The sequence below is a fragment of the Galbibacter sp. BG1 genome (assembly GCF_013391805.1).
GTDB lineage: Bacteria > Bacteroidota > Bacteroidia > Flavobacteriales > Flavobacteriaceae > Galbibacter.
Genome location: NZ_CP058364.1, coordinates 105,440 through 120,408 on the forward strand (window position 1 = coordinate 105,440; position 14,969 = coordinate 120,408).

A 14,969-nucleotide genomic window follows, 5' to 3' on the forward strand; every position below is an offset into this window, starting at 1 on the left:
TGTAGTAAATTTGAAAATTCAAAATTCATTAATCTGAAACAAATGAAGTTAAAAGAACTACCGCTTTCCATATTTAAAACTTTAGCCTTAAAAAATAAGCAGACCACAGCTTTGAAGGAGGGAAAAAATAAAACCGTTCCCGTTATAGTTTCTTTGACTTCTATTCCTTATAGATTGAAAAAAGTACACATTACCATACGAAGTATCTTAAATCAATCTGTTTCACCTGAAAAAATTATTCTTTGGTTGCACGAAGATTTAAAAAATAAGATTCCTAAATCACTAAAAATTCTTGAGGGGAATATTTTTGAAATAAGGTATACTCATCTCCATTGCTCCCACAAAAAATTAATACACACCCTAAAGTTATATCCGGAAAACGTTATTGTAACCTGTGATGATGATTTTATTTACGATGAAGAATGGTTGGAAAAACTTTATAACGAACATTTAATTAACCAAAAGGATATTGTTGGAAATCAAACAAGACAAATTAAGTATGATTCGCATGGTGAACTTTTACCTTATAAGGAATGGATTTCTACAAGCAATCCAAATCCTAAAACAATATTACCTATTGGAGCCGCTGGAATTTTATATCCGCCCAATTCTTTGGATAAAAGGGTATTTAGTGAAGACTTATTTTTAAAATTATGCCCAAAGGCAGATGATTTATGGTTTAAAGCAATGGCAATTTTACAAAATACCAATGCAAGACAGACTAAAAATCCACCACGCTTAATACCTATTGCAGGAACTCAATCGGTATCATTAAAGAATGAAAATATTAAAAAGGATTACAATAAAGTCCAATGGCAACAATTAGTCAATTATTTTAATTTACAATATTAACCATGCACGAAGAGATACAAAATACAATTGAAACACTTAATAGCGGCGGACTCATACTTTACCCAACCGATACAGTGTGGGGAATTGGTTGCGATGCTACCAATCCTGAGGCCATAAAAAAAGTTTATGAACTTAAAAAAAGAGACGACAGCAAAGCACTTATTTGCTTAGTATCAGATCTTAGGATGCTTCAAAAGTATGTGTATGAGATCCCAGATGCCGCTTACGACATCATCGAATTAGCCAGTAAACCTACGACCATAATATACGATCGCCCTATAAATGTGGCTAAAAATCTGGTCGCAGCAGATGATACCTTGGCAATTCGGGTAGCTTCTGATGAATTTTGCCAAAAACTTATTCGTCAATTTAAAAGACCAATTGTTTCAACTTCTGCCAATATCAGTGGGTTACCAACGCCACAGCACTTTTCACAAATATCCGATGAAATTTTAAAAGGTGTCGATTATGTGGTAAATTTGCATCGCGAAAAAACAAATTCAAAACCTTCTTCCATCATAAAAATTGGAAACGATGCTGTGGTGAAGGTTATTAGAAAGTAATTTACAGTTATCAGTAGGCAGTAGGCAGTAGGCAGTAGGCAAAAATCATATTAAAAATTAAGCGAATGAATTTTAAAGATTTAATTGTGTATCAAAAAGCGTTTTCTCTATCGATGCAAATTTTTGAAATTTCTAAAAAATTCCCCAAGGAAGAAACCTATTCGCTAACAGACCAAATTAGAAGAAGTTCCAGAAGTGTTTCGGCAAATATTGCAGAAGCTTATAGAAAAAGAGCGTACCCTAAACATTTCTATAGCAAGTTAACCGATTGCGACGCCGAAAACTCCGAAACGCAAGTTTGGTTACAATTTGCATTTGAATGTAAATATCTCACTAAAAAAAGTTTCGAGGAACTCACCTGCCAAAGCGAAGAAGTTGGTAAACTTTTAAATTATATGCTTTTGAACCCTAAAAAGTTTGGTGTAAAAAGCACTGAACACTGAACACTGAACACTGAACACTGAACACTGAACACTGAACACTGCATAGTAAGATTTTAAATGTCTAAAAAAAACTATCATAAAGCAATTCAAAATCCGATTTTCGAGGTCATCGCCAAAGCTTCGAAGGATCTACAGGTTAAAAGCTATGTAATAGGCGGTTTTGTGCGCGATTATTTATTGAAAAGAGGAACCCCAAAAGATATTGATGTGGTAGCCTTGGGAAGCGGGATCGAACTTGCAAAAAAGGTTGCAGAGGTGTTGCCTAAAAAAACAAAAGTGTCCGTTTTTAAAAATTTTGGCACGGCTATGCTTCGTTATGAAGACCTTGAAGTGGAATTTGTGGGTGCCAGAAAGGAAAGTTATCATTTTGACAGCAGAAAACCTGTGGTGGAAAATGGGACCTTGGAAGACGACCAAAACCGAAGGGATTTTACCATCAATGCATTGGCAATTTCCCTGAATGAGAAAAACTACGGGGAATTGCTCGACCCCTTTAATGGAGTTTCAGATCTTGAGAAAAAGATAATTCGTACCCCTCTCGATCCAGACATCACCTATTCCGATGATCCGTTGAGGATGATGCGTGCCATTCGTTTTGCTTCACAATTGAACTTTAGAATTGAAGAGAAATCCCTCGAAGCAATCAAAAAGAACAAAAATCGTATCAAAATCATTTCCAATGAACGAATTGTAGATGAGCTAAATAAAATACTGCTGAGTAAAAAACCATCCATTGGTTTTAGTTTGCTTTTTAAAACGGGACTTCTTGAAATTATAATGCCAGAACTTACCAATTTACAAGGGATTGAGGAAAAGGAAGGGCAAAAACACAAAGATAACTTTTGGCATACCTTAGAAGTAGTCGATAACATCTCCAAAAACACCGATGATCTTTGGTTGCGCTGGGCTGCGTTATTGCACGATATAGGAAAAGCACCTACCAAAAGGTTTGATGATAAAATTGGATGGACCTTTCACGGACACGAATTTGTAGGCTCCAAAATGGTTTATAAACTGTTCAAAAGGCTTCATATGCCCCTTAATGATAAAATGAAATTGGTTCAGAAACTCGTATTAATGAGCTCCCGCCCTATTGTTTTGGCACAAGAAATTGTGACAGACTCTGCAGTAAGAAGGCTTATTTTCGATGCTGGGGAGCATGTGGAAGATTTAATGACCTTATGCGAGGCCGACATTACAACCAAGAACCCAAAACGTTATAAAAAATATAGCAATAATTTTAAGATTGTAAGACAGAAAATAACAGAAGTAGAGGAAAGGGATCAGGTGCGTAATTTTCAACCGCCAGTAGATGGCGCAGAAATAATGGAAGTTTTCAATCTCAAGCCTTCAAGGGAAATTGGAGTCATAAAAGAAGCTATTAAAGAAGCCATTCTGGAAGGGGAAATACCAAATGAACATGATGCCGCTTTCGAGTTTATGCTTAAAAGAGGTAAGAAACTCGGGTTAACACCGGTAAATGAAAAGTAGACTGGAGGCTGGATGTTTAAAAAATATAATCGAACTTGAATAAGTGAAAAAGAACTTTAGAAAACTCGCAAAAGTAACCTTGATTTTGGTCTACTTGGTTATTTTAGCCGGTGCAGTGGTACGAATGACAGGAAGCGGTATGGGATGCCCCGACTGGCCCAAATGTTTTGGTTACTATATTCCTCCAACCGAGGTTTCCCAATTGGAATGGCAGCCAAATAGGGAGTTTAAAAAAGGGCAGGTTATAATAGTTAATGAGTCTTTAAAAGTAGCTAAAGAAAACTTTACCACGGGGAAAAGCTATGATAATTCCCATTGGAACGATTATACCAAGCACGACTACGCGATTTTTAATCCAACACACACTTGGGTGGAATATATAAATAGGTTATTTGGAGCATTGGCGGGTCTTGCTACCTTATTATTGGCCTTCACTTCCTTTAAATTCCGTAAAGAAAATATTTGGATTCCCATACTCGCATGGCTAACCGTACTCGGTATGGGTTTTCAAGCCTGGTTGGGAGCAACAGTGGTTTATTCTGTACTGGCGCCGGTGCGAATTACCTTGCACATGGTCATGGCGTTGGTTATAGTAGCTTTTCTTTTAATTATTCTATTTCAAACCCGTGACAAAAAGGTGATCCGAAAAAAAAACAAACTGTTTTCCAATGTTTTAATAGCTGCTTTAATACTTACCCTTATACAAATTGTTTTCGGGACACAGGTTCGCCAATTTATAGACGAACAAAAAAATATTTTTGGGGAATTTGCTAAAAATAAATGGCTATCGAATCCCGAAATAGATTTCTACCTACACCGCAGCCTTTCCATTTTGGTGTTTTTGGTGAATTTATTTATAGTTTTTCGCAATAAAAAATTATCGTTGGGATACACTAAGGTGAATTGGATCCTGGCTTTTATTGTTTTGGAAATTATTACGGGGATTGCGATGTATTATTTTCACTTTCCTTTTAGCACACAAGCATTGCATTTAGTTTTTGCTTCTATACTTTTTGGAGTTCAATTTTACGTATTACTGGAAGCGCTTCAATCGAAACTTATTGATAAAAGTTTTGTCAGTCACCTATAAATTTGAAGTGAATCTGCATTTGGCAGCCAAATAACTCAGCCTAAGCAAACAAGAAAAAGGCCTCAGCCCTGGTTAGGTTTTGACTTAAAAAAACGGTTCAGAAAAAAATATCTGTAGCGAAATTCCGTTGAAATCTTTGTAACTTGCACCCCTCGGAAAATAAATTGAAATGATCTATAAATTTAGAGTAATACTAGACGCAGAAGAAGACGTATTTAGGGATATTGAAGTAGAAGGCAATAGCTCTTTGGAAGACTTTCACAACGCCGTATCTCAAGCTTTTGGCTTCGACGGTACCGAAATGGCGTCTTTTTATGTAAGTGACGAAGAATGGAACCAAGGGGAAGAAATTGCCCTGTTCGATATGAGCGAAACCGGCAGCGATGTAAAACTTATGGCGGAAACTTATGTAGAAGACCTTTTAGATGAAGATAATAGAAATCTAATTTACGTGTATGACTTTTTTAGCATGTGGACGTTCTTTGTGGAATTGGCCGATATTGCCGAAAAAGAAGACGGCAACACTTATCCCAATTTACTTTATGTGCACGGACAGTTACCGGATGCGCCACCAGTGAAAAAATTTGAAGCGGAAGATCTATCGGGAGACGAAGATGAGAGCGACGATTTCGATGTAGATAGCTATGACGATTTCGATTTCGACGAGCACTGGAATTAACGAAGTACAATTTTTGAAATACAAAGTAAGGAGTAGTCTAACATTACTTTTAACTTTTAACCTTTAACTTTCAATCTTAAAATGATCAATTTATATCCTACACAAATAGAGAGCCTTTCCATCCACAGAATTGGTAACAAAAGTAAAGAAGAAGGCACTTTTTTCTCGGAAGAACCATACCGTTTAAATGATGAGATTACCGGACTTTTAAAGGAGTATTTCTTTAAACCATTTCGGGAAAAGGAAGAAAATTATTACCGTTTTGATCATGAGGTAGATTTGGAATACAACGAGTTGTACACCATGGCTTCAGAAATTTTTGAAGACCCCACTAGCGTACATAAAATTTCCAAGAGCATTGCCACTTATCTATACGATCAATCGAACCACCCACACATTAAAAGTGGAGAGGTTTACGTTACTTACCTTTCTGATGTTAATCTGGATAATGAAAAAATTAATGCTATCGGTATTTTTAAATCGGAGTTGAAGCATGATTTTTTAGAGTTTGAAGAAAAAGGCACCAATCTCGAAATTCTTATTCGTCAAGGAATCAACATAAACAAATTAGACAAAGGATGCCTCATACTTAACACCAATAAAGAAGAAGGTTTTAAAATCCTTTCGGTAGACAGTAACCGTTACGACACCAAATATTGGTTGGAAAATTTCTTGAGTGTAGACGCCCTTACGGACGATACTTACTTCACCAAAAAATACTTGAAATTCTGTCAAGATTTTGCCAAAGATGTGGTTTTACCTGCGGAAGACAAAAAAGAAGAGGTAATGTTTATGAACCGTGCTGTAAATCACTTTGCTAGCAACGACGATTTTGAGGAAACCAATTTTTTGAATGCTGTAATGGAAAACCCAGAGCTTATTCCAGAATTTAAAAATTACAAAACAGAAAAAGGGCCTAAATACAGTATTGAAGACGTATCTTCTTTCCCTATTGCCAACAAAGCAGTTTCTGATGCGCGTAAAAAGATTAAAAACGTCATCAATTTAGATACCAATATTCAAATAAAAATGGATTTTATCAATCCGGAGTCAGCTGAAAAATTTGTTGAAAAAGGATGGGATGAAGAAAAACAAATGTATTATTACCTCGTATACTTCAACAAAGAACAAAAAAGCTAAGTGAATTTTAATTGAAAAGTCTTGGCGAGGAGTTGAAAAACGACGTGGCCATCTCCTCGCACTTGATCTAAATCATCAGGAGACTACCACGCTACCTCCTGTCGCTAGTAGAGACGTCTTGACGAAATACAGTTTAAAAGTTTAATATAAAAAGGGACTGCTCAATAAAGTACAGTCCCTTTGTTATTTTCATATGCATTTAATCTTAAAGCCTAGCTTTCTGCAAATTCCTTTAAGCAATCCACTACATAATCCAACTCTTCTTTAGTGTTATAATGTGAAAAAGAGAACCGAACAGATGGTTTCTGCGAATCCTCTTCACTTAAAATCTCATTAAGCACATGAGAGCCGGCCGCGCTCCCACTTTGGCAGGCGCTACCACGGGAACATGCAATACCTTTAATATCCAATTGAAACAACAACAAAGCTGCTTTTTCCGCCGAAAGCGGTAGGCACGCATTTACCAAAGTATAGGTGCTTTTATCGAGTTCCGCACAATTTCCATTAAATTTCACACCTGGCATAGCGGCTTCCAATTGTTGCATGAAGTATTCCTTCAACTCAGTTACATATGCACGCTCCTGTTCTAAATTTTCATAGGCCTGCACAAAGGCTTCCTCTAGACCAACTATATTATGAAATGGCTCTGTTCCTGCCCTAAATCCACGTTCTTGTTCTCCCCCACAGATCATTTGCTTAATAGGGATATTTTTGCGAATAAAGGCAAAACCGATCCCTTTTGGTCCATGAAATTTGTGCGCAGCAGCAGTCAGAAAGTCTACCTTGGTCTTTTGTAAATCCCACTCCCAATGGCCTATGGATTGCACGGTGTCCGAATGAAAAAGAGCATCATACTTCTTACAAACCTCTGTAAATGCCTCCATATCGATCATATTGCCAATCTCATTGTTTACATGCATCAAGCTTACCAAGGTTTTCCCTTTGTTTTCCTTCAGCAATGCTTCAAGGCTATCTAAACTAGCTGTTCCGCAGTCGTTTAATTCTACGTATGAAACCTCTATTCCGTATTCCTTCTGCAGTTGTTCTACTGTATGGAGTACCGCATGGTGTTCTATTTTAGAAGTAATTATATGCTCGACTCCTAAATCCCTAACAGCACACCTCAAAATCATATTATCTGCTTCGGTACCTCCAGAAGTAAATATAATTTCCGACGGACTCGCATTCAGTTGTTTTGCAATTGTTTTTCGTGCCTTTTCTATCTGTGTTTTAGCCGATCGCCCAAAGCTATGGGTAGACGACGGATTTCCATAAAAATTAGCTAAAGCATCTTGCATCTTAGCGATGACCCCTTCTCTTACCTGCGTTGTAGCAGCACTATCTAAATACACTTTTTGCATGCCGCAAAAGTACTTTTAATTAAAATTATTCACAATAAATTTCGTTATAACTTAGTATGTTTTACATTTGTTTAAGATTTAAAATTCTAGGGATGCAAAGAATATTCTTTTTTGGTTTTTTAATGCTGCTTATGGCTTGCGATGATGGGGATTTTGTGATAGATCAACTAGACTTTGACGATACCGATGTTCAAGAACCTTGTTTGGATGGTACCGTAACACTGTTTAAAATTTCTGAAGCTAAAAATGAAGCGCTTATTATTCAACTAGAGCCCAATAGTGTAAATTTTAATAAAGTTGATACTTTAGAATTCACTATAAACAACAATACCAATAAAGTGCTTTATAGAATTTTTGATAATGAGGTGACTGCCTCATATTTCTGCCAAAGTGTGCCCCCAACCGCTCCATTAGTTACTGAAGAGTGGTATGCGCCCAGTGGAACCATTAGAATAACCACAACAGTTGAAGATGACGATTTGGATGGTGTCCCCACCGCAGAGGAAGGCGTTGTGTACAACGATGACGGAACGGTTAATAAAGCCGCTTCGAGGGATAGTGATGGTGATGGTATTCCAGATTACATCGATAATGACGATGATGATGACAGAGTTCTTACCAAAGATGAAATAGATAATAGTGACCCTACAAATATTGTTTACACCAATACCGATGGTGATGAACTTCCCAATTATTTAGATAATGATGATGACAATGATGGGGTTTTAACTATAGATGAAGACTTAAATGGGGATGGTAATCCTACCAACGATACTGTAACCATCGATGGGAAAAAAGTTCCTAACTATTTAACAGCTACAGCCGCTACCACCACCGATAAAAAATCTACCAGACGTAAAAATGTGTACCAATCTATTTACACGAGCGTTATTGAAATTGTAGACGGTTTTAAATTGGAAAACGAAAACGAGGAAATTAAATTTGATGTCGATACTTATTTATTTGGAACCATTGAAAATCCAATTCAACAGGAAGAAAAGTAAGTAATCATGAATCCTGTACACCATTCTGATAAATATAGACTTCCGTAGCTCCAAGTCCGTAGGTTCTATAATCAGCATCGTAATAAGTAGCATTGGAATAGCGACCAAATAGGTATTCCAACTCCGTTTTTAACACACCTTCCCCTACCCCGTGGATAAAAACCACTTTTTGGATTCTATTTTTAATAGCAAATTCCAGTTTATGTTTAGCGGTATCCACTTGAAGGTTTAGCATGTCGAAATTGGTCATTCCCCGTGTAGATTCTGTAAGTTTATGAATGTGTAAATCTACTTCCATAGCTGGCACCACTTTCTCCATTTTTGGAGATTTACGCTTGGTTTTAATACCCTTTTGCTTTTCTTTTACCGCTTGGGCCACTTCAAAATTGGTAACTTCCAAATCGGTTTCTTTAGAAACTTTTACCAATTCGTTTTCATAAAATTCCATTTCGAATCCATCTTCCGTAGCAACTAAATAACCATTACCGAGGAGTTTTATCACTTTACCCTTGATGGCGTCGTCCAGGACTTCTACAGTATCTCCTATGTGAAGTTTTAATTTACTCATCCCTCAAATGATCTTCTAAGCTTTTGCTATCGTCTTTTTTGTCGTTTTTAGGATTTTCTTTAACCCATAATTGAGTTGATTGATATAAACCGTACATCAACAAAACAAAACCTCCAATTTTTAAATATTTATCGTATTCTGACTGGTCGTTGAACATAAAAACGAGAATAGCGCCCAGCACAATACACAATAACGAAAACAACTTCATCCCAAATCTGCTTTTAAATTGACTACAAAAATAATACATTGAAACAAGACAGTTTAAGAACTTTTTAATAAGTTTACAAATATAAAAGAGCGCATATACCTTATGACCCACTTCATTCTCCTTAAAGCGGAAGATTATATGCTTCCTTGCCTCAACAAAAAACTTTTCGGTTTCGAATGTTTTGGTTGTGGTTTGCAGCGGTCGGTGGCTTTATTGTTTCAAGGGGATTTTATAGGTGCGTTTAAAATGTATCCGGCGATTTACACCTTAATAATTCTCTTTGTTTATCTCGCTTTCAATAACTTTATAAGAATAAAGAATGCTAACAGAATTTTAGTATTCTTACTTTTAACGAATGTATTTCTTATTTTAGGAAATTATATTTTAAAATTTTTTCACCACTAATCAATTTCAATTATGGAACAACAAAAGTTACCTAACGTTACTATTTCTTTGGTTTTAGGAATCATTTCATTTATTGCCTGCTGCTGCACCAGTGGCTTGGGAGGTTTGTTATTTTCTGGTATAGCTTTCTATTTAGCTAAAAAAGATGAAAAAACGTACATGATGAACCCTGAAGAATATTCCAATTATAAACAATTAAAAACAGCAAAAACAGTTGCCATTGTAGGCCTGGTTTTATCTGTAATTGCTTTAATAAGTTCAATTGTTTATATAATTTCATTGGGAGGCTGGACAGCATATATGGAGCAACAGCAAGAAGTATTTGAGCAATGGGGTATTGAACAATAAAAGCCCTTTATATAAACTAAAAATCCCCGCTTCCGCGGGGATTTTTTTTCATCTAGTTTCAAAAATTATTTTTCGAAATCCTTTAAAGTCGTTGTAATTATAGATACACAGTCCAATAACTGATCTTCGGTCATTACCAATGGCGGTGCAAAACGGATAATGTTTCCATGTGTTGGTTTGGCCAACAAACCATTTTCCTTTAAGGCCATACAAATATCCCATGCTGTAGAACTATCTTCACTATCGTTGATTACGATAGCGTTCAACAATCCTTTTCCACGTACCAAACTCACAATATTGCTGTTATCAATATATTTTTGTAGTTCACTACGGAAAAGTTGTCCCAGTTTTTCAGCGTTTTCTGCGAGTTTTTCGTCTTTTACAACCTCCAGAGCTTCTGTTGCTACTGCCGCAGCCACAGGGTTTCCTCCAAAAGTACTTCCGTGTTGACCGGGCTGGATAACGTCCATCACCTCGTTGTTTGCCAATACGGCACTTACAGGATAAACCCCACCACTAATAGCTTTTCCAAGGATAAGCATATCTGGTTTTACATTTTCATGATCTATCGCCAACAATTTTCCGGTTCTTGCGATACCCGTTTGTATTTCATCTGCAATGAATAGAACTCCATGCTCTTTACAAAGTTCCCTTGCTTTCGTTAAATATCCTTCGGAAGGTACATAAACCCCAGCTTCCCCTTGAATTGGCTCCACTAAGAACCCAGCGATATTATCGTGCTCTTTTAAGATTTTCTCTAAAGCCTCTGTATCATCATAGGGTATTTTTAGAAATCCTGGTGTATACGGACCGAAGTTTTTCCGTGCGCCCTCATCATTCGAAAAAGATATAATGGTGGTGGTACGCCCATGGAAATTGTTTTCGCAAACAACTATTTGAGCATCCTGTTCTTTTATTCCTTTACGCTCGTAAGCCCATTTTCTACAAATTTTAATCGCGGTTTCTACGGCTTCCGCCCCTGTATTCATGGGTAAAAGCTTATCAAAACCGAAATAAGAGGTAGCATATTGCTCAAACTTACCAAGCATATCGTTGTGAAATGCCCTTGAAGTTAAGGTTAATGTTTTTGCCTGTTCTACCATTGCATTTACAATACGTGGATTGCAATGTCCTTGGTTTACAGCAGAATAAGCCGATAAAAAATCATAATACTTTTTACCTTCTACATCCCACATATAAACACCTTCCCCGCGACTTAAAACCACAGGAAGTGGGTGATAATTGTGTGCACCGTACTTGTCTTCTAATGCAATTGCATCTTGTGAAGTTAATCTTTCCAAAACTGCCATTCTGAAATTGAAATTTAAATTGTGATACTTTACAATTCCTTCTTACGGAGAGAAATCATCCATGCAGTGATGCGAAAATACAAAATATTTAAATCAACTTCAAGAATATCAAGACCCTATTTCCCTAAAACCTATTGTCACCATCCAGTAAATCACCTAAGCCGCCAAGAATGCTTCCCTCGCCTTTATCCTTCCCTCCTTGTTGAGGGGCGGCTGCAAAAACCCTGCTGGCCAAACGACTGAAAGGCAACGATTGTATATAGACAACCCCAGGACCGCGCAGGGAGGCAAAAAACAATCCTTCCCCACCAAAAACGGTATTCTTAATGCCGCCTACAAATTCAATGTCATAATCAATATCTTGGGTAAAACCAACAATACAGCCGGTATCTACCCTCAAAACTTCACCTGCAGCCAATTCCCTTCTGGCTAAAGTTCCTCCAGCATGTACAAATGCCATACCGTCGCCTTCGAGCTTTTGCATAATAAAACCTTCGCCTCCAAAAAATCCCCTACCGAGTCTTCTGGAAAATTCAATTCCAATGGAAACACCTTGGGCAGCACATAAAAATGCATCTTTCTGGCAAATAAATTTTCCGCGGTATTTGGTAAGGTCAATCGGAATTATTTTTCCGGGATAGGGCGAGGCAAAGCTTACCTTACGTTTTCCCATATCGGTATTTAAAAAAGCCGTCATAAACAAGCTTTCTCCAGTTAGCAAACGCTTCCCTGCGGAAAAAAGTTTTCCCAGAACCCCCTTTTGTTGATTGGAACCGTCTCCAAAAATGGTATCCATTTGAAGTCCTTGATCCATCATCATAAAACTTCCGGCTTCTGCCACTACGGCTTCCTGTGGATCTAGTTCTATCTCCACATATTGCATTTCCTCACCGTATATTTGATAATCTATTTCGTGTGATGTCATAATAAATCTTAATAATTGGTTCATTTATTAGACTAAAATTACATAAAAATGTTACAGGTTGAGGAAATGAAAGGTGTGAGAGATCAGGATAAAAAATGGGTGAATAAAGAAGATAAAGAAATGTACTTCTCATTCAGCATAAAAATAAAACCCAGCCTACTAACAGTAGCATATAAATTGATGAAGCTAAAGCATAACTTGTTAAATTGTAGGCGGTTTAATTTCTAAGATTACTTTAAAAGCACTGCCTCCGTAATTTCGGTAAGAGTAGGATTCATTTCATAATAAACAGAAAAAACCCCGTCTACCCGATCGGCATCAGTTATGTCTGGAAACTTTTGATAAGACTTTCCTTTACCAGGAGGCCATGCGACAGATGCCGCTTGGAACGCCAACTTACCTTCTTTGAAACCGATTTTTTTCACATTGAATCCGTTGGTTTTTCCATCATTTTTGCGGGCAGTGATAAAACTTGCTTTTTCAATTTTACCGGTATTGGGGTTCAGTTTGGCAATAATGGACACTTTTGGTCCGCCTCCATTTCCATATCCGCCTTGATAAACGCCGTTAAAAGCACCCCCTTCGACAGCCCTTTTGGTAAGATAGTCTTCACTATAACTCCCTCCTACCAGGGAAAAAACTACCCATGGCACATTGTTATTGTCTACCAATATCATGGTTGCGCGGCCATCTACTTCCGATTTTTCATGCTCTACATACCAAATGCTTTCCCCGGAAGATAATCTTTTACGCACAAAAGGGTCTTGATTGATATTACTTACTTGATTGAATCCTACTTCGTAAGTATTCCCATCGTTGTCTGTAACCGAAGTAGCAGCAGAAAGTTCCACGTCTTCGAGCGGATTGTTTCCAACTTCTGTAGTGTCTTCTACAGATTCGTCTTTAGAACAGGAGAAAAATAATAGGGTGCAGCAAACCCATAAAGCAGAATAAATAAACTTTTTCATAGCGATGTTATTTTGAGGCTTCCCAAAAATAACTATAAGAGCCCATATTTATTGCATACCGCACTAAATATTCTTGAAATATTTTATGCTAAGAGATTCTAATTGGATTTCTTCTTGGGCATCGGGCCGCGAAGGTGTATAATAAGTCCGTTTAAGAAATTACGCAGTATTTGGTCACCACATTCCATATATTTTGGATGGTCTTCACTTCTAAAAAAAGCACCCAATTCACTTTTACTTATTCTAAAATCCACTAATTCCAGGATTTTCACAATGTCTTCGTCGCGAAGCTTGTGCGCTACCCGTAGTTTTTTAAAAATATCGTTGTTAGATAATGCCATAGTGCAAAGGTAGGGATAGATTTTATATTTTCTTCTGAAAGTGATATCCTATTATCTCAAAACCTTGATTAAAATAAAACTTATGCGATCTTCCATTTCCAACATATGTATTAAGCTCCATGGTCTTAAATTCATTATTTTTTGCCCATAGACTTATTTCATCTATAAATAACTTTCCTAAACCTTGAGACTGCTTGGTTTTATCGATGATTACATTATCGAGCTCCAACTGTTTCCCGGAGTATAACTTAACCGTTATCCAGCCACTACATATACCCACCAGAACGGAGTTTTCAAAGAAACCAAAACAACGGTAGCCATTAAAAGAAAACATCTGTTTATGCATTTCCACTAGCGTTTCCTTAGATTTATCTGGATTGAGCTGTTGCGTTAAGAAAGCTATTTTTTCCACATCGCTTTTGGAAAGAAGCTGTACGTAAAACTGAGACATCTTTATTCTATTACAATTTTATCCCCTAAATACTTAGGCTCTACTTGAAATAGCAAATCTACAAAAACCTTTGTTCTGGCTAAATATTCGCGTAATTTTGTCTGTAGTCCACCACTCCCTTTTACATCCTTTGCGTTAAATCCAATTGCATTTACACCGAATTCTTCAGCCAGATAAATGGCGCGTTCATTATGGAATTGTTGGGAAATAATAGTAATACTTTCTTGACCAAAAATCTTTTTTGCCCGCACTACGGAGTCTAAAGTTCGAAAACCGGCAAAATCCAGAAATATTTTATTTTCAGGAATCCCTTCGGCTATAAGTGCTTTCTTAAAATCGTTTGGTTCATTGTAACCTGTAGACCCGTTATCGCCAATTATTAGCAAAAACTCCACCTTCCCAGCCTTAAATAAAGAGACTGCAGCATTAATTCGGTATTGAAAATACGGATTTACACCACCGTCATTTAGTTTTTTGGCCGTACCTAATACTAAGCCGACTTTGTTGTGCGGGATATCTTCCAGCTTAAAATAAGTTTTTCCTTTTACTGCGCTTTCTACGGAATAATTGGACACTGATACCAAAATAATAATCAAGAAAATACCAAAAAGGAACAGCTTGATTAAAGATCGGATACGGTTTCTTTTACTTTTCACATAGATAAAGGTAAGGTATTATTGGTTTTGATTGAATTGTAAAAATTTACTTTTCGATTTTTCATAAAAAAGAAGCCAATAAAATCAAAAAACGCCCCGATGCCTACGGAGCGTTTTTCAACAAACAACTAAATTCTAAAACCTTTCGATTCTAGTTTTATACTGT

19 protein-coding genes are annotated in these 14,969 nt (G+C 36.9%); 10 read left to right on the plus strand and 9 right to left on the minus strand.

Annotated features, from left to right (window positions below):
- The first annotated feature begins 42 nt into the window (after nucleotides 1-42).
- The 7 genes from HX109_RS00390 to HX109_RS00420 all read left to right on the plus strand — a co-directional run bounded on the left by HX109_RS00390 (nucleotide 43) and on the right by HX109_RS00420 (nucleotide 6,258).
- Nucleotides 43-852 carry a glycosyltransferase gene (locus tag HX109_RS00390; RefSeq protein ID WP_178949250.1) on the plus strand — a complete coding sequence of 270 codons (810 nt, stop codon included), beginning with the start codon at nucleotides 43-45 and terminating at the stop codon, nucleotides 850-852.
- A 2-nt stretch (nucleotides 853-854) separates the two neighbouring features.
- Nucleotides 855-1,415 carry an L-threonylcarbamoyladenylate synthase gene (locus tag HX109_RS00395; RefSeq protein ID WP_178949251.1) on the plus strand — a complete coding sequence of 187 codons (561 nt, stop codon included), beginning with the start codon at nucleotides 855-857 and terminating at the stop codon, nucleotides 1,413-1,415.
- A 65-nt stretch (nucleotides 1,416-1,480) separates the two neighbouring features.
- Nucleotides 1,481-1,858, plus strand: coding sequence for a four helix bundle protein (locus HX109_RS00400; protein WP_178949252.1), 378 nt, complete (start codon nucleotides 1,481-1,483; stop codon nucleotides 1,856-1,858).
- 57 nt (nucleotides 1,859-1,915) lie between these two features.
- Entirely contained in the window at nucleotides 1,916-3,349 is a 1,434-nt protein-coding gene (locus tag HX109_RS00405) for a CCA tRNA nucleotidyltransferase (protein WP_178949253.1), read from the plus strand.
- Nucleotides 3,350-3,392: 43 nt separating this feature from the next.
- Entirely contained in the window at nucleotides 3,393-4,439 is a 1,047-nt protein-coding gene (locus HX109_RS00410) for a COX15/CtaA family protein (protein WP_178949254.1), read from the plus strand.
- Nucleotides 4,440-4,608: 169 nt separating this feature from the next.
- Nucleotides 4,609-5,118: an IS1096 element passenger TnpR family protein gene (locus HX109_RS00415; RefSeq protein WP_178949255.1), complete on the plus strand. Its 510-nt coding sequence runs from the start codon at nucleotides 4,609-4,611 to the stop codon at nucleotides 5,116-5,118.
- Between the two features lie 81 nt (nucleotides 5,119-5,199).
- The gene (locus tag HX109_RS00420; protein ID WP_178949256.1) at nucleotides 5,200-6,258 is read left to right on the plus strand and encodes a nucleoid-associated protein; all 1,059 of its coding nucleotides are present in this window, start codon (nucleotides 5,200-5,202) and stop codon (nucleotides 6,256-6,258) included.
- Nucleotides 6,259-6,470: 212 nt separating this feature from the next.
- Here HX109_RS00420 and HX109_RS00425 read toward each other — a convergent pair whose 3' ends face one another.
- Complete coding sequence (locus tag HX109_RS00425; protein WP_178949257.1) at nucleotides 6,471-7,619, minus strand: cysteine desulfurase family protein; 1,149 nt, start codon at nucleotides 7,617-7,619, stop codon at nucleotides 6,471-6,473.
- A gap of 92 nt (nucleotides 7,620-7,711) precedes the next feature.
- Between HX109_RS00425 and HX109_RS00430 the strand changes: the two genes are divergently transcribed.
- Nucleotides 7,712-8,623: a hypothetical protein gene (locus tag HX109_RS00430; RefSeq protein WP_178949258.1), complete on the plus strand. Its 912-nt coding sequence runs from the start codon at nucleotides 7,712-7,714 to the stop codon at nucleotides 8,621-8,623.
- A 4-nt stretch (nucleotides 8,624-8,627) separates the two neighbouring features.
- Here the strand turns inward: HX109_RS00430 and HX109_RS00435 are convergent, their stop codons facing one another.
- Together HX109_RS00435 and HX109_RS00440 are read right to left on the minus strand one after the other, a co-directional pair.
- Complete coding sequence (locus tag HX109_RS00435) at nucleotides 8,628-9,191, minus strand: Smr/MutS family protein (protein ID WP_178949259.1); 564 nt, start codon at nucleotides 9,189-9,191, stop codon at nucleotides 8,628-8,630.
- A complete protein-coding gene (locus tag HX109_RS00440) occupies nucleotides 9,184-9,399 on the minus strand; it encodes a hypothetical protein (RefSeq protein ID WP_178949260.1) in 216 nt (71 codons plus the stop codon). Before HX109_RS00440 ends, HX109_RS00435 begins: the two co-directional genes overlap by 8 nt.
- Nucleotides 9,400-9,537: 138 nt before the next feature.
- Here HX109_RS00440 and HX109_RS00445 point away from each other — a divergent pair, with 138 nt between their 5' ends.
- A complete protein-coding gene (locus HX109_RS00445; protein ID WP_317170446.1) occupies nucleotides 9,538-9,804 on the plus strand; it encodes a DUF2752 domain-containing protein in 267 nt (88 codons plus the stop codon).
- 12 nt (nucleotides 9,805-9,816) lie between these two features.
- On the plus strand, nucleotides 9,817-10,152 hold the full coding sequence (locus HX109_RS00450; RefSeq protein ID WP_178949262.1) for a CCC motif membrane protein: 336 nt from the start codon (nucleotides 9,817-9,819) through the stop codon (nucleotides 10,150-10,152).
- A 65-nt stretch (nucleotides 10,153-10,217) separates the two neighbouring features.
- Here the strand turns inward: HX109_RS00450 and rocD are convergent, their stop codons facing one another.
- The 6 genes from rocD to HX109_RS00480 all read right to left on the minus strand — a co-directional run bounded on the left by rocD (nucleotide 10,218) and on the right by HX109_RS00480 (nucleotide 14,803).
- The gene (gene rocD, locus HX109_RS00455; protein WP_178949263.1) at nucleotides 10,218-11,462 is read right to left on the minus strand and encodes an ornithine--oxo-acid transaminase; all 1,245 of its coding nucleotides are present in this window, start codon (nucleotides 11,460-11,462) and stop codon (nucleotides 10,218-10,220) included.
- 124 nt (nucleotides 11,463-11,586) lie between these two features.
- Nucleotides 11,587-12,387 (minus strand): TIGR00266 family protein, encoded by an 801-nt coding sequence (locus HX109_RS00460; RefSeq protein ID WP_178949264.1) that lies wholly within the window; start codon nucleotides 12,385-12,387, stop codon nucleotides 11,587-11,589.
- A gap of 230 nt (nucleotides 12,388-12,617) precedes the next feature.
- Nucleotides 12,618-13,355, minus strand: a complete 738-nt coding sequence (locus tag HX109_RS00465) for a hypothetical protein (RefSeq protein WP_178949265.1) — start codon at nucleotides 13,353-13,355, stop codon at nucleotides 12,618-12,620.
- A gap of 98 nt (nucleotides 13,356-13,453) precedes the next feature.
- Nucleotides 13,454-13,696 carry a DUF1456 family protein gene (locus HX109_RS00470; RefSeq protein ID WP_178949266.1) on the minus strand — a complete coding sequence of 81 codons (243 nt, stop codon included), beginning with the start codon at nucleotides 13,694-13,696 and terminating at the stop codon, nucleotides 13,454-13,456.
- Between the two features lie 22 nt (nucleotides 13,697-13,718).
- The gene (locus HX109_RS00475; protein WP_178949267.1) at nucleotides 13,719-14,147 is read right to left on the minus strand and encodes a GNAT family N-acetyltransferase; all 429 of its coding nucleotides are present in this window, start codon (nucleotides 14,145-14,147) and stop codon (nucleotides 13,719-13,721) included.
- Nucleotides 14,148-14,149: 2 nt separating this feature from the next.
- Entirely contained in the window at nucleotides 14,150-14,803 is a 654-nt protein-coding gene (locus HX109_RS00480; RefSeq protein ID WP_255462720.1) for a vancomycin high temperature exclusion protein, read from the minus strand.
- Between the last annotated feature and the right edge of the window lie 166 nt (nucleotides 14,804-14,969).